General features: G+C 45.7%; 16 protein-coding genes. 9 read left to right on the plus strand and 7 right to left on the minus strand.

Translation table 11 applies throughout. The annotated features are described in order from the left end of the window. Positions 1-47 precede the first annotated feature (47 nt). From QQ041_RS02175 to hemN, 5 genes are all read left to right on the plus strand, one after another. On the plus strand, positions 48-665 hold the full coding sequence (locus QQ041_RS02175; RefSeq protein WP_060983242.1) for a cytochrome c: 618 nt from the start codon (positions 48-50) through the stop codon (positions 663-665). 557 nt (positions 666-1,222) lie between these two features. Next, on the plus strand, positions 1,223-1,861 hold the full coding sequence (locus tag QQ041_RS02180) for a class I SAM-dependent methyltransferase (protein ID WP_048612436.1): 639 nt from the start codon (positions 1,223-1,225) through the stop codon (positions 1,859-1,861). Beyond that, a complete protein-coding gene (gene yihI, locus QQ041_RS02185) occupies positions 1,861-2,418 on the plus strand; it encodes a Der GTPase-activating protein YihI (RefSeq protein ID WP_060983241.1) in 558 nt (185 codons plus the stop codon). Before QQ041_RS02180 ends, yihI begins: the two co-directional genes overlap by 1 nt. Before the next feature lie 6 nt (positions 2,419-2,424). Continuing rightward, positions 2,425-2,913: a DUF2489 domain-containing protein gene (locus QQ041_RS02190; RefSeq protein WP_285953014.1), complete on the plus strand. Its 489-nt coding sequence runs from the start codon at positions 2,425-2,427 to the stop codon at positions 2,911-2,913. Between the two features lie 347 nt (positions 2,914-3,260). Further along, on the plus strand, positions 3,261-4,652 hold the full coding sequence (gene hemN / locus QQ041_RS02195) for an oxygen-independent coproporphyrinogen III oxidase (RefSeq protein ID WP_285953015.1): 1,392 nt from the start codon (positions 3,261-3,263) through the stop codon (positions 4,650-4,652). Positions 4,653-4,735: 83 nt separating this feature from the next. On the opposite strand, the gene QQ041_RS02200 is transcribed toward hemN, so the two are convergent. The 5 genes from QQ041_RS02200 to glnA all read right to left on the minus strand — a co-directional run bounded on the left by QQ041_RS02200 (position 4,736) and on the right by glnA (position 12,379). Further along, a complete protein-coding gene (locus tag QQ041_RS02200; protein WP_285953016.1) occupies positions 4,736-7,306 on the minus strand; it encodes an EAL domain-containing protein in 2,571 nt (856 codons plus the stop codon). Between the two features lie 107 nt (positions 7,307-7,413). Next, positions 7,414-8,817, minus strand: coding sequence for a nitrogen regulation protein NR(I) (gene glnG, locus QQ041_RS02205; RefSeq protein WP_048661285.1), 1,404 nt, complete (start codon positions 8,815-8,817; stop codon positions 7,414-7,416). Positions 8,818-8,939: 122 nt separating this feature from the next. Next, complete coding sequence (glnL, locus tag QQ041_RS02210) at positions 8,940-10,016, minus strand: nitrogen regulation protein NR(II) (RefSeq protein ID WP_048661286.1); 1,077 nt, start codon at positions 10,014-10,016, stop codon at positions 8,940-8,942. Between the two features lie 168 nt (positions 10,017-10,184). Further along, on the minus strand, positions 10,185-10,754 hold the full coding sequence (locus tag QQ041_RS02215) for a DUF4124 domain-containing protein (RefSeq protein WP_210447248.1): 570 nt from the start codon (positions 10,752-10,754) through the stop codon (positions 10,185-10,187). 215 nt (positions 10,755-10,969) lie between these two features. Next, positions 10,970-12,379: a glutamate--ammonia ligase gene (gene glnA, locus QQ041_RS02220; protein WP_019826498.1), complete on the minus strand. Its 1,410-nt coding sequence runs from the start codon at positions 12,377-12,379 to the stop codon at positions 10,970-10,972. A gap of 562 nt (positions 12,380-12,941) precedes the next feature. Between glnA and typA the strand changes: the two genes are divergently transcribed. Next, positions 12,942-14,777: a translational GTPase TypA gene (typA, locus tag QQ041_RS02225; protein ID WP_017059220.1), complete on the plus strand. Its 1,836-nt coding sequence runs from the start codon at positions 12,942-12,944 to the stop codon at positions 14,775-14,777. Positions 14,778-14,957: 180 nt separating this feature from the next. On the opposite strand, the gene QQ041_RS02230 is transcribed toward typA, so the two are convergent. Beyond that, on the minus strand, positions 14,958-15,488 hold the full coding sequence (locus tag QQ041_RS02230; RefSeq protein ID WP_285953017.1) for an AAA family ATPase: 531 nt from the start codon (positions 15,486-15,488) through the stop codon (positions 14,958-14,960). A 31-nt stretch (positions 15,489-15,519) separates the two neighbouring features. Beyond that, positions 15,520-16,161 carry a DUF2959 domain-containing protein gene (locus QQ041_RS02235; protein WP_048607602.1) on the minus strand — a complete coding sequence of 214 codons (642 nt, stop codon included), beginning with the start codon at positions 16,159-16,161 and terminating at the stop codon, positions 15,520-15,522. A gap of 42 nt (positions 16,162-16,203) precedes the next feature. On the opposite strand from QQ041_RS02235, the gene QQ041_RS02240 reads away from it, so the two are divergent. Genes QQ041_RS02240 through QQ041_RS02250 form a run of 3 tightly spaced genes read left to right on the plus strand, consistent with a single transcriptional unit; the run spans position 16,204 to position 18,503 of the window. Beyond that, positions 16,204-17,145, plus strand: a complete 942-nt coding sequence (locus QQ041_RS02240; RefSeq protein WP_146491969.1) for a virulence factor BrkB family protein — start codon at positions 16,204-16,206, stop codon at positions 17,143-17,145. Next, positions 17,117-17,551, plus strand: coding sequence for a D-aminoacyl-tRNA deacylase (gene dtd, locus QQ041_RS02245; RefSeq protein WP_285953018.1), 435 nt, complete (start codon positions 17,117-17,119; stop codon positions 17,549-17,551). The genes QQ041_RS02240 and dtd overlap by 29 nt, the downstream gene beginning before the upstream one ends. A 16-nt stretch (positions 17,552-17,567) precedes the next feature. Beyond that, complete coding sequence (locus QQ041_RS02250) at positions 17,568-18,503, plus strand: bifunctional GNAT family N-acetyltransferase/hotdog fold thioesterase (RefSeq protein ID WP_146491970.1); 936 nt, start codon at positions 17,568-17,570, stop codon at positions 18,501-18,503. The last annotated feature ends 5 nt before the right edge of the window (positions 18,504-18,508 follow it).

Raw genomic sequence — 18,508 nt, forward strand, 5'->3', positions numbered from 1 at the left:
GGCAACATAGAGTGGTACTGGAAGCTTGATAATTATAATGGAATGTCATGAAGAAATTAGCGCTAATTTTGAGTCTTTTAGCCAGCTGCTCAGTATGGGCTCAAGGTAGTATTGAAGCTGGTAAAGCCAAATCACAAACATGTGTTGCCTGCCACGGTGCTGACGGCAACAGTCTGATCACTCAGTACCCTAAGCTGGCTGGTCAACACGAGAAGTACCTAGATAAGCAGTTAAAAGAGCTTAAGCTAGGTATGACGAGTGGTGGTAAGCAAGGTCGTTATGAACCTGTAATGGGTGCAATGGCGATGCCTTTATCTGAAGAAGATATGGCTGACCTAGCGGCATACTACGCATCGCTACCTATCTCTAGTAACTCTACTCCTGAAAATGTAGTAGATGAAGGTAAGGTTCTTTACACAGCGGGTAACGCAGAACGCGGCGTAACGGCATGTATTGCTTGTCACGGCCCTCGTGGTAATGGTACCGAACTTTCTGGTTTCCCTAAGATTTCAGGCCAACACGCAGATTACATCAAGGCTCAACTTGAGAAATTTCGCGATGGTAGCCGTAATAACGACATGAATGCGATGATGCGTGATGTAGCTAAAAAGTTAACAGACGCAGAAATTGATACCTTATCGAAGTACGTTGGTGGTTTACACTAATTTGTCGGTTTCTTGCTCTTAGCCAGAGTCAAGGAATGTACGCTCGAGCGAGATTGAAGAGACGCCCCGGTCAGTAATGATCGGGGCGTTTTCTTTTGCATTGGTTTTATTAATGAATTATACACTTATGTCTGATTTATCAATGTGTGATCGATTTGTGTACAAAAGTGTGAAGTCGCACTCTTGTAGTCTTTTTGTAACCGGGTAAAGTAACGGCCATCAGCTAGGAGCTGACTTAGATATGGATGATCATCTAGTCTAACGGTATAGACAGAAATGGATCAGGCTAGGACAGCCCAGCAACAAGGTGTTAGAAAAGGATAGCCAAAACTCATCAGGACGATGAACAACAAACAAATTTGGCATGGAAAGCACCAATAACAAATGGAGATTTGTGTACCAAGTTGAGTATGCAAATTTTGGCCGATATAGGCAGATTTAGAGAGCGATAGGTTTTCCTATCGCTTTTTTTATTGATTTGATGAAAAAACACCCAATACCACTCCACTATAAACTCAGTTTCTGGTATGTTTCGCATCCCTGTTTAAGGATGTGCTATGTATACTTGTCCCTTATGCCATCACCAAGGCGTGAATCACTATTTTGAAGACAAACGCAGAGCCTATCTGCAGTGTCAGCAATGTGAACTGGTATTTGTTAAACCTGAACAAAGGTTAGAAGCAAAAGAAGAAAAAGCACACTATGATCTCCATGAGAACGATCCTAGTGATGCAGGCTATCGCCGCTTTTTATCTCGCATTGCGGATCCACTAACAGACAAAATTTCATCTAACTCACAAGGGTTAGATTTTGGTTGTGGCCCAGGCCCTACGCTATCTATTATGTTAGAAGAAGCCGGACACACCATGGAGTTGTACGATATCTATTACCACCCAGATACCTCTGTGTTGGAAAAAACGTATGACTTTATGACTGCCACGGAGGTGATAGAGCATCTTTATCACCCAGACAAAGTGTGGCAGCAATGGTTGAATTTAGTTAAACCCAAGGGCTGGATTGGTCTTATGACTAAACTAGTAATAGACGTAGATGCGTTTGCTGGTTGGCACTACAAGAATGACCCGACACATGTCGTCTTCTTTAGTCGTCAAACATTCCAGTTTTTGGCAGAGCGGGATAAGCTCGAACTAGAATTTTTTGGAAATGATGTAATTTTACTGAGGAAAGTGCAGTAATGGGTCGTAGTAAGAAATCAAGAAAACCGGGAGCACTTGGCGCCCCGGAACCTATGGTTACTCGTAACCGTAGTGAATCTGATGTTGAAGGTCGTGAACGTAAGCGTGTTAAAAAACGTAAAGGCCTTAAGTCTGGCAGTCGTCACTCAGATGGTAGCGAAGCAAAACAGCGTAAAGCTGCACAAGCTCGTGACCCTCGTTTAGGCAGCAAGAAAAAAATCCCGCTGATCGTTGAACCGGTGAAGAAGCCGACTAAACAAGAGCGCAAGCTATCTAACGAACAAGAGTTAGAGATGCTTGAGAATGATGCTCAACTGAACACATTGCTAGATCGTATCGAAAATGGTGAAAACCTAGGTGCTGGTCTACAGAAGTTTGTTGATGAGAAACTTGATCGTATCGAACACCTAATGGGCCGCTTAGGTCTACTAGAGCCAGAAGACGATGAAGAAGAGATCTTCGAAGAAGCACCGGTTGCATCTAAGAAGAAAGCGAGCTCTGACGAAGACTTGCTATCTCAATTCGAAGATTTCGATTTAGACAGCTTTAAAGGTTAATAGCCAATGAACGTAACCTTATTAGCAATTGCTGGTGGAATTATCATTCTCGGCTTGGGCTCTTACGCAGGTTACCTTCTACTTCAAGTGAAGAAGCAGACGGAGTTGCAAAAGCAGCATCAAGCACTAGCCATTGAAAAACGTAACGCGACGATTTACGACAACGTAAATACTTTGTGCTTAGCGGGTATTCAAGGGCAATGTGACTTACCTGAGATCAGTATCCGAGTGTGTATCATTATGGATAATGTGCAGGGTGATGAGCGTGTCGATTTTGATTCTGAGTATCCTGCTCTTTCTGAGCTGTACCACATCGTAAAAGATATGGCTCGCGGAGATGAAAGGCAGGAGCTGACCAAGAAAGAACGCATGCAGCAGAATCTCACACGCCATAAGGCAGAGACTCGCTTGAATGATGCGGTCATCGAGGATTTGAAAAGATTGCAGGAGAAGGTTAAACCACTCAACAATCAAATCAACATTCAGATGATCTAGTCACTAAGACTATTTAATATAGAGGCTTGTTTAACATTTAGTTTTCAAGACGCGCAGTTTTTAAGATGCGCTGCTTTTGAGACATACAGCTTTTAAGACTCATTGTCTTTAGTGCGATTTGTCTTTAACAGATAGTGTTAAATGAGCCTTCTTACCTTTTGCGTCTCGTTAATCCCGACGCTTTGTTAGTGATCAAGCTAGCAGTTCTGAGTTTTTGTCTGAAAAATTGATTTTGTCTTAGAACGGCCTTACTGGTCGTGTGGCAAAATAACCCGTCTATATTTTAATGTATGTAAAATGATTTGAGAGACCTTAGGTTCTCGCGGATCTAAATTGGAAATACCGCTATGTCGAGCAAGCCAGTAACAACGAATCAGCAAATCGTTTGGGATCAAGAGATCTTAAACAAGTACAACTATTCGGGACCTCGTTACACCTCATACCCAACTGCGTTGGAGTTTCATGAAGCGTTTACCGTCGCTGATTACGACATGGCGTGTACTCAATATCCTGAGCGTCCACTCTCTCTTTACGTGCATATTCCATTCTGTCACAAGCTTTGTTACTACTGTGGTTGTAATAAAGTCATTACTCGTCACTCGCATAAAGCGGATGAGTACCTTGATGTTATTGAACATGAAATCCGCCAACGCGCCTCTTTATTGAATGGTCGTGAAGTGACTCAATTGCACTTCGGTGGTGGTACGCCAACGTTTTTGACCAAAACACAAATCACTCGCTTGATGATGATTCTGCGTGAGGAATTTAACTTCACCGCTGACGCTGAGATCAGTATTGAAGTTGACCCGCGTGAGATTGAGCTGGATGTTCTCGATCACCTACGTAACGAGGGCTTTAATCGTCTGAGTATTGGTGTGCAAGACTTCAATAAAGAAGTACAGAAGCTGGTTAACCGTGAGCAAGATGAAGAGTTCATCATTGCGATGGTTCAACGAGCGAAAGAGCTAGGCTTCCGCTCAACTAACCTTGATTTGATTTACGGCCTACCAAAGCAGACTCAAGCTTTGTTCGCTGAAACATTGAAGCAAGTGCTGGAGATGAAACCGGGTCGTCTATCGGTATTTAACTACGCACACATGCCTCAGCTGTTTGCTGCGCAGCGTAAGATTAAAGACGAAGACCTACCGGAAGCGAAAGAGAAAATGGCTATCTTACAAGATACCATCGAGACGCTAACGGGAGCGGGTTACCAGTTCATCGGTATGGACCACTTTGCTCTACCTGAAGATGAGCTAGCGGTTGCTCAGCGTGAAGGCATTCTGCATCGTAACTTCCAAGGCTACACTACCCAAGGTGAAGCTGACCTAATTGGCTTCGGTGTTTCTGCTATCTCTATGGTGGGCGATGCTTACGCACAAAACCAAAAAGAGCTGAAGAAGTACTACGCTCAGGTGAATGACCTGTGCCATGCACTTTGGAAAGGCGTGGCACTAGACAGTGACGACCTTCTACGTCGTGAGGTGATCAAGCAGCTTATCTGTAACTTTAAGCTTGATAAGACCATGATTGAATCTGAGTTCTCGGTTAACTTTAGTCGCTACTTCAAAGAAGATTTAGAGCTTCTACAAACCTTCATCAACGACGATTTGGTTGAAGTCGATGATAAAGAAATCCGCGTTACTCTGCGTGGCCGTTTGCTGATCCGTAACATCTGTATGTGTTTTGATAAATATCTACGTGCCAAGGCTCGCCAGCAGCAATTCTCTCGCGTTATCTAACAGTGCGATAGAGAATAGAACAATAAAAAATGCCAGCATCATGCTGGCATTTTTGTATCTGACTCATTCGATTTCTGCGTGACTTAGGTGAGGCTCTGTTTGGTATTTTGTTTGACCTTGGTGTTGCTGAGGTCGGTAGGCCATTGGTCAAACGGAACTGGACGGCTGTATAAGAATCCTTGAGCAAGTGGGCACTGCAGCTGCTTGAGGAGTTCAGCCTGTTGCTGTGTTTCAACGCCTTCTGCCACCAAGCTTACTTTGAAACCCTTAGTGATGTTAACGATGGCCGCGACGATGGAGCTGTCTAGATTCTCTTTTTCTAGCTTGCTGACAAAGCTGCGATCGATCTTTAAGCAGTCAAATGGCAGTTTCTGCAGATAGGCTAGGGATGAGTAGCCAGTGCCGAAGTCATCAATCGCAATTGAGATACCGAGTGCTTTTAGCGTTAGCATGTTGTCAATGATGGTCGGGTCATTGTCGACGATGCGTGACTCCGTGATCTCTAGTGTCAGGTTGCCTGCTAGAAGCTTGGTGTCACGTAGCGTGCCTTTAACTAGTTCGACAAAGCTACTTTCGCTTAGTTGATCGACCGATAGATTGACGTGAATCGAGAAGTCTTTGCTCCACTTTCCTGACTCAATCGCGATTGCTGTATCTCGGCAGGACTTATGCAGAATCTGTTTTCCGATATCGTAAATGAGCCCGCTCTCTTCCGCGAGAGGAATAAACTCGAGTGGCGAGATCACCCCTTCATCGGTTATCCAGCGAGCTAAAGCTTCCGCCCCTATGGTTGAGCCGGACTCCAGATCAATAATAGGCTGATAAAAGGGTTCGAATTGCTGCAGTTCGATCGCTTTGTTGAGGCGGGCTAGCATCTTGGTTCGGTGCCTAGAGGCCTTGCCCATTTCTGGACTATAGATGCTGACACGAGCTTTGTCTTGCTTGGCATTGCTCAGTGCAATACTGCTGTTGCGAAGCCATAAGGTAATGTCTTGGTCATTTGAGACGTGAACGACACCAATGGACACCTTAATCACCACGCTTTCTGATTCCATGGAAAATGGCGAAGCAAAGGTTTGGAGTAGTCGGTTAGCAAGCAGCTGAACATCGTCATCTTGAGTTACATTGGGTGCGTAAATCGCGAATTCATCGCCACCAGTGCGAGCCAACAAGTACTCTGTTGGCAGAATGCCACGCAGTCTAGCGGCTGCGATGATCAGCAGTTGGTCGCCATTGTAATGACCTAGACTGTCATTGATATCGCGGAAGCGATCGATACCAACCAAATAAAGCGTTCCTTCCTCTGTTTCGGTGCTTTTCTTTGCAGCATCAATAAAGCCTTCTCGGCTATACAGTTTGGTTAGTGAGTCATAGGTAAGCTGAGACTGTAATGCGTGAAACGAGGCCTTTAAGTTACTAGCCATTTCATTGAATGAGTCCACCAGCATACTGGTTTCATAGATATGCCCCGTCTTTGGCATGCTCGTGTCCCAATCGCCCTTAGCAAGACGCTTTGCCGCATCTGCTGTCGAGGTAATAGGTTGGATTACGCGATTAAAAGCAATTAACCCTGCAATGACCCCAATGCAACTTAGTGCTAGCCCGAGCAACCAACTGTTTCTTTGGTTTTCTGGCAACTCACCGAGCAGATTGCTTTCAGGGATCGACACCCCAATAAACCACGTGAGGCCGTGTTCATCTTCGTAAGGGGTGATTTGGTTGAAGTAGCGTTCGTTGTCTAGGCGGAAGCTAAAGCGCTGCTCGCCCAAATTATCGATTAGGTGGAATTGGTCTACGTAACTGGCGCTTTCACGTATGACGGGGGTAGCACTCTCTGTTGCCAGTAAGCGTTGGCCTTTATTGGTTTTTCCTGTTCCCCATGAAACGACACTGCCTCCGCCTGAGTGTGCGACCAAGCGCTGCTGCTTATCGATGATATAAACAGAGGCATCTGTTCTATCTTTGAGCTTTCTGAGAAACGCATTGAAGGTATTGATTTTGATATCGCTGACGACGACGGCTTTGAATTCATTACCATCATAGATAGGGGAGAGAGCAGATAAGGTGATTTCTTGGCGTTCGTCAGCATTGGCATAAATTGGTGACCATAACGGTTTTTTCTGTGTCGCAACGGGTGTGTACCAAGGACGGATTCTTGGATCGTAACCTGAAATCACCGATCGAATGTCTTCACTAATCTTGCTGCCACGGTAAATGACCAACTGATCATTAGTGCGTTCGTCTTGCACCATCAAGGTGTAGCCTTTGTTGGCTTCTTTGCGGAAACCGACGTAGTTACCATCTTCAGAACCAAAGCCGATCACATCGAGTTGAGGTACAGCAGTGTAATGGTCTGAAAACGTATAAAAAATATAGTCTTGGACCTTACTAAGGTTGCCCGCTTGATAAAGATGGTGGTAGCCGATGTTATGGCTGAGTGAGAGGTTCGCATGAAATGGCTTTTCTAAAAAATTAGACAGGCTTTGGTGAACGTGGTCAGTAAGTGATGTTAGCTGGCGTGCACTAACATCACTCACCATCTCTTTGTAGCTTTGCTTTTGAGTAAAAACCATTACGCCCATAGTGAATAGAAAAATCATCACGAATGGCAGAACCACTGCGGTTCTCAAGGTAATTTGTGTTTTCAAAGACATCTTTAGCTACAACTTTGGTGAATAGTGTACTGTAATTGTACCGACACTATTCAGACCAAGCGACACTTTTTTGGTTAAAAAGTAGCTGCATCGAGAGTCATATTAGGTCAGTACAGCTCTTTAAGCTTGCGAGTTAGGGTGTTTCTTCCCCAACCTAAAACCTTGGCTGCATCTTGTTTGTGACCATTAGTATGGTTGAGTGCAGCCTCAAGTAGTATACGTTCAAACTCTGGTAGCGCATAAGTCAGCAGTTCTTTTTCTCCTGAATCAAGCGCACACTTCGCCCAATTAGCGAGCAGTTGTTGCCAGTTATCTCCAGTTCCAGAGGTTGTCACTACTTTTTCTTCTAGCAGCTCTGGGGGAAGGTCTGAAGGGAGAATTTCGCTGCCACTCGCCATCACGGTGAGCCAGCGACAAATGTTCTCAAGCTGACGCACGTTACCCGGCCAATTCAGCTGATTGAGCTTTAAAATGGTCTCAGGATGCAGTGTTTTCACTTCAACACCGAGCTCTTCGGCGGCTGATGCTAGGAAGTGATGAGTCAGCTTTTCAATGTCTTGTTTACGTTCGCGAAGTGCCGGGATATGGATTCGGATAACGTTGAGTCGGTGGAAAAGGTCTTCACGGAAGTCGCCTTCATGCACCAATCGTTCAAGATCTTGGTGGGTTGCGGCAACGATACGAACGTCAACCTTAACTGCTGAGTGCCCACCCACACGATAAAATTGACCATCGGAAAGTACTCGTAGCAGGCGAGTCTGAATATCGAGTGGCATGTCGCCGATCTCATCAAGAAACAGTGTGCCTCCGTTGGCCTGTTCGAAGCGCCCTTGGCGAACGCTGTTAGCACCGGTAAAGGCGCCTTTCTCGTGGCCAAACAACTCAGATTCGATCAGATCCTTGGGAATTGCCGCCATGTTCAAAGCTATGAATGGCTTTTTAGCTCTTGGGCTGTGACGGTGCAAAGCGTGAGCGACTAACTCCTTACCAGTACCTGATTCGCCATTGATGAGTACTGAAATAGATGATCGAGACAAACGGCCAATAGCACGGAAAACCTCTTGCATTGCTGGCGCTTCACCGATGATTTCAGGCGCGTTGGTATCTTCGGCTACTTCACTGGCTTGCTCACGTTTCTGTTCTTGGCTGTGCGCGATCGCTCGCTCCACTAGAGTCAGTGTCTCATCAATATCGAACGGCTTTGGTAGATATTCAAAGGCGCCTTTTTGATAAGCATTTACCGCAGCATCAAGGTCTGAGTGCGCGGTCATGATGATCACGGGTAGGTCAGGGGAGCGTTGATGAACCTGATGCAGCAGCTCAATCCCATCAATGCCGGGCATGCGAATATCCGATACCAATACGTCAGGTGTCTCGCGCTCAAGCGCAAGTAATACGCTCTCAGCATCAGCGAATGTTTCACACTTTATATCCGCAGATGAAAGTGTTTTTTCTACTACCCAGCGGATAGAGCTGTCGTCATCGACGACCCAAACGTATCCCTTACTCATAATTCAATTCCTTTGCAGCCAAATCTATTGTGATAATCATTGTTGTTTTTATGATGTCTTTAATTTTTGTGTTACCGAGTTAAGCCTTTGATCTCGCAGTCCAATAGCGAGGTTCTTGTAACCTAAATCGGCAGGTAAATCGTGAATGTGGTGCTGCCCGGCCAGCTTTCAACATCAATTTTCCCATTGTGTTGATCGATCAGGTTTTGAGATATCGATAACCCTAAGCCTGTGCCACCCTCTCGACCGCTGACCATTGGGTAAAAAAGCGTGTCTTTTAATTCGTCGGGGATGCCTGGGCCGTTATCGCTGATCTCAATTCGAGCAGCGAGTTTGTGTCGCTGCCCATGAATGTTTGCTTGATGCACCGTTCTGGTGCGAATGGTGATTTTCCCTGATTCCTGAGTCTTTAGAATCTGCGCCGCATTGCTCACGATATTGAGCATGGCTTGTTCAACTTGCGCAGAATCCATCAAAATCGCAGGTAGGCTTGGATCGTAATCTCGCTCGATAGCGAGCGTCGAACCTGATTCGAGCTCAACCAGTTGCCTTACTTTTTCGAGTATCTGGTGAAGGTTCTCTTCTGATTTGGTTCCTGGCTTTTGCGGGCCAAGCAGGCGATCGACTAAAGCGCGCAAGCGGTCGGCTTGCTCAATAATGATCTGGGTGTACTCATTCAGAGACTGATCAGGGAGCATCTTTCCAAGTAGTTGCGCAGCACCTCTTAAACCACCCAATGGGTTCTTGATCTCATGTGCTAACCCACGCACCAGCAGCTTAGCCGCTTGTTGTTGTGCGTGTTGGTTAAGCTCTTGGCTGAGTCTTCTTTGTTGGTCAATCTTGCGCATCTCAACCAATAACAGCGTTTCACGTTGCCAAGAGATTGGGCTAACCGTCACCTCAAGCATCAGCGGGCGGTTATCAACGACGAAGGTCACGTCACTGTCGGTAATGCTCTGGCCGCTTTGTAGAGGTTGAGTTAGAAGTGCTAAGTCGAGCGAGGCGTGTTGGATAAGTTGGCTCAGTGGATGATCAACGATGCGTCGCGCGCTCTGTGAAAAGAGTTGTTCAGCCGCCGGATTGGCGTAGCGGACATACAGTTGCTCATCGAGCATCAATGTCGAAGTCACCATATTGTCGAGAATGGCGCTGGAAAGATGATGTGTATCTATGCTGTCGCTTTTGGCTGATCGATTCACTATTTCGTCCTTGAATTGGTGCTTTTCCCACTGCACCAAATTGGTGCGCAGCTAAGTTCAAGTATGGCGCATATCAACCAGAAGCTAAAGATAATTCATTAGAGTCGCTGAAAGCTGCTTCGATTTGGTGAAAAGTAGAGGTAATCCAGTCTCTTTTAACACATTGGCCTACTTGAGCGTCGCTCGATGTAAATACACGGTGACTGGACTAGTAGATGCAATAAGCTTGCCGCTTCTATGTGCTTGAATTGCAATGGTGTGAGTACCTCGATCGATACCTTTTAATTCCCAAATAGGTTGGGTCTGTGGGGCGCCATAACGACGGCCATCGAGTATCAATTGTAATTGCTCCCCGATACCAAGTTTTCGGTTGAGATCTATCTGAATCGGGATTAAGCCGCGGTTGCTATGAATGGTTTGATCATGAACTGGAGTCAGCATGGTGAGGGCTAATTGAGTGGGGACCTCACGTTTTGTGGTTTCTGTTTTTGCCTGATTTTTAGCTGGCGTTGCCGTTTTAGTTGTAGGTAAAGCAGCGGTGTCTACCGGAGTTGAGGCCTCAAATTTAGGGGCGGGTGCTGAAGCTTGCACATCTGGCAGGCGAAGAGCCTCGGCATCTTGAGCGCTAGGGTTATCACTAAAGTGGAGCACGCCATCCTCATCCACCCAGGTATACACCGTTTGAGCAGAGCACGAGAGCGCGACTGTTAACCCGATCAGTAACAGTATATTTTTCATATCTTTAGCCTCTTTGTCACCACTAGGTGATTTCACGTTTGGCGTTGGTTTTATTGTATTTAGCGCGACAGCCTCTGAGGGCTTTTGTCTAAGGTATGGTACGAGGAGGGGAGCGTCGAGAGAATATAAAAAAGGCCCGCCTGCGAGGCGAGCCTAATATTTAGTCAGCGATTCTTACAAGATTGCAGTAAGAAATGGCTTATCTCTACAGGAGATTAAACTGAGTAGTACAGTTCAAACTCAAGTGGGTGTGTAGCCATGTTCACGCGTTGTACGTCGTCAGATTTCAGAGTGATGTAAGAATCGATGAAATCGTCAGAGAATACGCCGCCAGCTGTTAAGAACTCACGGTCTTCGCTAAGCGCTGCTAGAGCTTCTTGTAGAGATTCTGCAACTGTTGGGATTTCAGCTGCTTCTTCTGCAGGAAGGTCGTATAGATCTTTATCCATAGCTTCGCCTGGGTGAATCTTGTTCTTGATACCGTCAAGGCCAGCCATAAGCATTGCTGAGTAGCATAGGTATGGGTTCGCTGCTGGGTCACCAAAACGTAGCTCGATACGACGTGCTTTAGGGCTTGGTACTACTGGGATACGGATAGAAGCAGAGCGGTTACGTGCTGAGTAAGCAAGCATTACAGGTGCTTCGAAACCAGGTACAAGACGCTTGTACGAGTTAGTTGATGGGTTAGCAAACGCGTTGATTGCACGAGCGTGCTTGATTACACCACCGATGTAGTAAAGCGCCATTTCAGATAGGCCGCCGTACTTATCACCAGCAAACAGGTTAACGCCGTCTTTTGCTAGAGATTGGTGAACGTGCATACCAGAACCGTTGTCACCAACTAGTGGCTTAGGCATGAATGTCGCTGTTTTACCAAATGCGTGAGCAACGTTGTGTACAACGTACTTGTAGATTTGAGTTTCATCAGCTTTCGCTGTTAGCGTGTTGAAGCGAGTTGCGATTTCGTTTTGACCCGCAGTTGCTACTTCGTGGTGGTGAGCTTCAACTACTAGGCCCATCTCTTCCATTACTAGACACATTGCTGAACGGATGTCTTGAGATGAATCTACAGGAGCTACTGGGAAGTAACCGCCTTTAACGCCAGGACGGTGACCTTTGTTACCGCCTTCGATGTCAGAACCTGTGTTCCAAGCTGCTTCTACGTCATCAATCTTGAAGAAAGAACCAGACATGTCGTTTGAGAACTTAACGTCGTCAAATAGGAAGAATTCTGGCTCTGGACCAACTAGAACTGTGTCTGCGATACCTGTAGAACGTAGGTATTCTTCAGAACGTTTAGCGATAGAGCGTGGGTCACGGTCGTAGCCTTGCATTGTTGCAGGCTCAAGGATGTCACAACGGATGTTTAGCGTTGCGTCTTCTGTGAATGGGTCCAGTACAGCAGATGCTGCATCTGGCATCATTACCATGTCAGATTCGTTAATGCCTTTCCAACCAGCTACTGAAGAGCCGTCAAACATTTTGCCTTCTTCGAAGAAGTCTGCATCAACTTGGTGAGAAGGAATAGAGATATGCTGCTCTTTACCTTTTGTATCAGTAAAACGTAAGTCGATAAATTTAACTTCGTTCTCTTGGATCAGGGATAGTACATTTTCTACTGACATCTTGGATAACCTCCAGTGTTATTAATTCGGTATTAGCTCGATTCGGTTGAAACTAGCATTGATTAATGTCTATAAGTGCATTAATCGATGCTGATTTATCTATAGCCAAAAACGTGCCAAAAAAATTATTCCATTAATTTCAATGATTTACTTGTTTTTCAATTTTGCCTAATCTGGTTTTTGCACCAAAATGATCTTTGTCTGCACCTTGTTGGTGCAATGATTTGTCTGTGCACCAATATGAGACATAAGCGAGCACCATTCAGCAATGAATTGCCTAAGTTGTCAATCCACTTTTGTTATTTTGCGGGAGATTTGGCTCGCCACTCGCCGGTGATGCTTTTTTAGAGTCCTACGAATTTGGCTGCTCAACACTGTACTGAATCAAAGTTAAGCGGATATGAATCGCTAATAAAGAAAAAAGCCTTGGTTCAGATCACATATTTCTGGGTTTTTGTCTAGAATCTGGTATATTATTGACCGTTTTTTAAATCAAGCTAGCTGTTATTATCCAAACTTTTGAGATAAGTGACGGCTACTTTTATGAGTGAATCGAGAATCCATGTCTACTCCACAGATTGATAAGTTAAGAAATATCGCGATCATCGCGCACGTTGACCACGGTAAAACGACTTTGGTTGATAAACTGCTACAACAGTCAGGCACTCTTGAGTCTCGTGGTGAAGCTGAAGAGCGTGTCATGGATTCGAATGACATCGAAAAAGAGCGTGGCATTACAATCCTTGCTAAGAACACAGCAATCAACTGGAATGATTACCGCATCAACATCGTAGATACTCCGGGACACGCGGACTTCGGTGGTGAAGTTGAGCGTATCATGTCTATGGTTGACTCTGTTCTGCTTATCGTTGACGCAGTTGATGGCCCAATGCCTCAAACTCGTTTCGTAACGCAAAAAGCATTCGCACACGGTCTTAAGCCAATCGTTGTAATCAACAAGATTGACCGCCCAGGCGCTCGTCCTGATTGGGTTATGGATCAAGTATTCGACCTTTTCGACAACCTAGGTGCTACTGATGAGCAACTAGACTTCACAGTTGTTTACGCTTCAGCTCTAAACGGTTGGGCAACAATGACTGAAGGCGAAACTGGCGAGAACATGGAACCATTGTTCCAAGCTGTTGTTGATACAGTAGACGCGCCTGCAGTTGACCTTGACGGCCCACTACAAATGCAAATTTCGCAACTTGATTACAGCTCTTACGTAGGTGTTATCGGTGTTGCTCGTGTTACTCGTGGTTCTGTTAAGCCAAACCAACAAGTAACTATCGTAAATGCAGAAGGCAAAAAACGTAACGGTAAAGTAGGTACAGTTCTTGGTTATCTAGGTCTTGACCGTCACGAAGTTGAGCAAGCTAACGCTGGCGACATCATTGCAATCACTGGTCTTGGTGAGCTGAAAATTTCAGACACTATCTGTGACGTAAATAATGTTGAAGCAATGACTCCGCTTTCTGTTGATGAACCAACAGTAACAATGACGTTCCAAGTAAACACTTCTCCGTTCGCGGGTAAAGAAGGTAAGTTCGTTACTTCACGTAACATCCTTGAGCGTCTAGAAAAAGAACTAGTACACAACGTTGCACTACGTGTTGAAGAAACTGATAACCCAGATCGTTTCCGTGTTTCTGGTCGTGGTGAACTTCACCTATCTATCCTGATCGAAAACATGCGTCGTGAAGGCTTCGAGCTAGCTGTATCTCGTCCAGAAGTTATCATCAAGAAAGACGAAGATGGCAACCTAACTGAACCGTTTGAAACTGTGACTATCGACGTGCTTGAAGAGCACCAAGGTGGCATCATGGAAAACATCGGTCTACGTAAAGGTGAGCTAACTGATATGTCTCCAGATGGCAAAGGCCGTGTTCGCATGGACTTCATGATGCCTTCTCGTGGTCTTATCGGTTTCCAAACTGAGTTCCTAACTCTAACGTCTGGTTCTGGTCTTCTTTACCACTCATTTGATCACTACGGTCCTCACAAAGGCGGCGTAATCGGTCAACGTAACAACGGTGTTCTAATCTCGAACGCGACTGGTAAAGCACTGACTTACGCACTATTCAACCTACAAGAACGTGGTCGTCTATTTGCTGAGCACGCAGATGAAGTATACGAAGGTCAAATCATCGGTATTCATAACCGTTCAAACGACCTAACAGTAAACTGTCTGAAAGGTAAGCAGCTAACGAACGTTCGTGCATCAGGTACTGATGAAGCACAGGTTCTTTCGCCACCTATCCGTCACACTCTAGAGCAAGCTCTTGAGTTCATCGACGAAGACGAACTAGTAGAAGTAACGCCTGTAAGCATTCGTATCCGTAAGAAACTTCTTACTGAAAACGAACGTAAGCGTGCAGCACGTCCAGCTAAGGCTTAATTGCCAGCTGACGAGCTTCTAGCTAAGTAAATAAGAAAGCCCTGAGTAGCCAAGCTGCTCAGGGCTTTTGTTTTTTAGTTAGCTAAGATACGAGTAAACGAGATGCGGGATACGAAGAGTGTGTTCGATATCTACTTAGCGAATCGTCCTTCCAGAATTGAGGAGCGAAATATCTGGAATCTAGCTTTTGATTCCTAGGTGACTTTCAACGAACTGAACTCGCTCAGCGACCGACATAAAGGGCACTTCAACTACCTTATAACCTAGCTCTCGATAGACTTTGACCAGCGAGTGGTGAATCTCTAATGCTTCTTCAAATGGGTAAGGGCGCACTTCATCTTGAACATAAATGGAAGCCTCAGGGCAACAGAACAACACTTGAGGGTGATAGCCTTGGCTCGCTTCTCGGTAGTTCTCAGTAACCTCAAGGCTGGCCTGGGACAAGTAACCGCAGATGTCGGGAATAGCGCGATCGAGAAACGCAATCGGACGTTGATTGGCTTGGTCTTTTTGTTCGCTCATGACGGTTAAACATAGGCGAGCAAAGCCCGGAAGGTTTAACCAAGGTAAGATACCGTTCTCAAGTTGGCTCTGCTGTTCGATTAACTGGCGAGAGGACTCAGAGAAGGTTGGGTAACCCGCATCTGCCAAGGCATTAATTAGTGTGGTCTTTCCGGCGCCAGGGCCGCCAGTAATAATGATTGGGTTCATACGGGCTTATCTTTATTTGTGTCTACGGGCGTTATTTCTGGTTCAGTTGAGCTAGGAACTTATCCGATTCTGCTATTGCAGCATTCATCTGTTTGATCGCGTAGGCGATGTCTTTTTCTAAGCTCATAAATTCACCCTGCAGTGAACCCACAGCACTCGCATTGAGGTTGTGCTTCAAGTAAAGCGTGTTATCGCGAAGGGTATTGAGCACGGGATCCATTTTCTTCTCGGCGCGCTTCATTGCTGACAGCATCGTTTGGTAAGACGATTTGGTTTCACGCAACTTTTGCTCACTCGAGCGGCGCAGTGAATCACTGGTGTAGAGATCTAATTCATTCTGCCACTCTTCAAACAGCGCATCTGACACATCTTCGATCGCAGCAATACGATCACTGACATTTTGCGCGGCTTTCTCACTGTCTTGGTATTTATCGTTGATCTGGTTGTACATGTCTTCAAGGTCGCCACCACTGAAGTTAGTCAGGCTGCTGAGTGCTTCAAGTGCGCTGGTAAACTCTTCCTGAGCATCCTGCTGCGACTCTTTAGCGTCTTCTACTCTATCGACCATGATGTCACGTTTGTGGTAGCCCACCTGTTCCATTGCAGAGTAATAAGCGGATTGGCATCCAGTAAGAGTAAAAATAGAGAGGACTATAACTATTAAATAAGGCATCCTAGTTTCCTATAGTTAAATAAAGGAATATTAGTTAGGACTATGAACGAGTTACCAGGGAGTTACAAGTTGAAGATAAAAAAGGTCGCTACACTCAGTATTCAGTTCTCTCGCTATCTTTTGGCGCGAATGACGCACGATAGAGTGAATGTGAATGCGGGCTACTTGGCGTACATTACTTTGCTCTCGATCGTTCCTATGCTGACGGTATTGCTCTCTATCTTGTCGTCATTCTCCATCTTTGCTGATGTTGGTATCGTGATTCAAAACTTCGTTATTACCAACTTTGTTCCTGCATCTGGGGATGCAGTACACGGCGCGTTGTTGGAGTTCGTTGCCAATACCGGAAAGATGACGGCGGTAGGTAGTGTGTTCTTATTCATTGCAGCGCTGATGCTGATTTCGAATATTGATAAGAACTTAAACTACATCTGGCGAGTAACGGAAAAGCGTCGTGCGGTGCTGTCTTTCTCTATGTACTGGATGGTGCTCACGCTTGGACCAATTCTAGTGGGAGCGAGCATTGCTGCAACGTCTTACGTGACCTCATTGAGCTTGCTGCAAAATGAGGTGGTGTCTGGTGCTTTTAATACCGTAATTCGCAAACTTCCTTTGATTCTCTCTTTCTTTGCGTTTTTCGGTCTGTATCTGCTGGTTCCCAACAAAAAGATACACTTTTCTCATGCAGCTGCAGGTTCTCTAGTGGCGGCTCTGCTGTTTGAATTAAGCAAGAAAGGCTTCGCGGCCTACATTACTCAATTCCCTTCTTACCAGTTGATTTATGGTGCATTGGCGGCAATTCCAATTCTATTTGTCTGGGTTTATTTGTGCTGGTTGATCGTGCTGGTTGGTGCTGAGGTGACGGCCGCATTGGGTGAGCAGGAACAGTGGAGTGACCCGAAAGAAATGGTACACTCGTCGGATAAAGACAAAATCACAGAGCAAGGAAACAACAGTGATAGCACTGATCCAGAGAGTAAGTGAAGCTGCCGTCCGTGTTGATGGCGAAGTAGTTGGTGAGATTGAGCAAGGCTTATTGGTTTTGTTAGGCGTAGAAAAAGGTGATGATGAAACCAAAGCCAAACGTTTGATGGAACGAGTAACCACTTATCGTGTCTTTGGAGATGAAGACGATAAAATGAACCTCAACGTGAAGCAGGTAGAAGGTAAGGTATTAGTGGTGTCTCAATTCACTCTGCCAGCCGATACCAAAAAAGGGACACGAGCAGGGTTTTCTCGTGGTGCTCACCCAGAAGATGCTGAGCGTCTCTACAACTATTTCTCAGACCAATGTGAATCAGTGTTGCCAACGGAACGTGGCCGATTCGCAGCCGACATGAAAGTGTCTTTGGTTAATGATGGCCCAGTGACATTCTGGCTGCAGGTTTAGGCTTAAAGGAATAAGCATGTTTAAACTCATAACACCGACCACCGAAAATCAGCTAAACAAGTATTACCATTTTCGTTGGCAGATGCTCCGTGAACCTTGGCGAATGCCGGTAGGCTCAGAGCGCGATGAATACGACCCAATGAGTCACCATCGCATGATTGTTGATGGTCGTGGTCGCCCGATGGCGATTGGTCGCTTGTATATCACCCCAGATCTAGAAGGTCAGATCCGCTACATGGCGGTGAAGAACTCTCGCCGAAGCAAAGGTATGGGCTCATTGATTCTAGTCGCACTTGAGTCATTGGCTCGCCAAGAGGGCGCTAAGCGCTTGGTGTGTAATGCACGTGAAGATGCGATCTCATTCTATGAGAAGAATGAATTTGAACGTCGCGGTGAGATTAATGACCAACGTGGCCCTGTACGTCACCAACAGATGGTTAAGCACCTTGACCCAATGGCAGATGTTCTGCGTAAGCCTGAGTGGTGTAATGAGCTGCAGCAGCGCTGGGAACATCAGATCCCGATCAGTGACAAGATGGGCATCAAGATTAACCAATACACGGGTTACCAGTTTGAGTGTAGTGCTCAGCTGAATCCTAACTTGAACCCGCATAACACCATGTTTGCAGGCTCCGCCTTTACCTTAGCGACCTTAACGGGTTGGGGTATGACTTGGTTACTGATGAAAGAGCGTGGCCTGACAGGTGATATCGTGCTGGCAGACAGTAATATTCGTTATCGTCACCCGGTTGAGCAAAACCCAGTGGCCTCTACCTCATTGGATGGGATCAGCGGTGATTTAGACCGCCTCGCGTCGGGCAGAAAGGCACGTATCATCATTCATGTGACTATTAACAGTGGTGATGTGGAAGCGGTAGAGTTTACCGGAACCTACATGTTGATCCCCGACTATAAAAAGATACTTTCGACAGATTCAAATGGGAGCGAATAGCTAAC

The organism is Vibrio sp. TMPB1044 (assembly GCF_030442075.1).
GTDB classification, from domain to species: domain Bacteria; phylum Pseudomonadota; class Gammaproteobacteria; order Enterobacterales; family Vibrionaceae; genus Vibrio; species Vibrio satsumensis.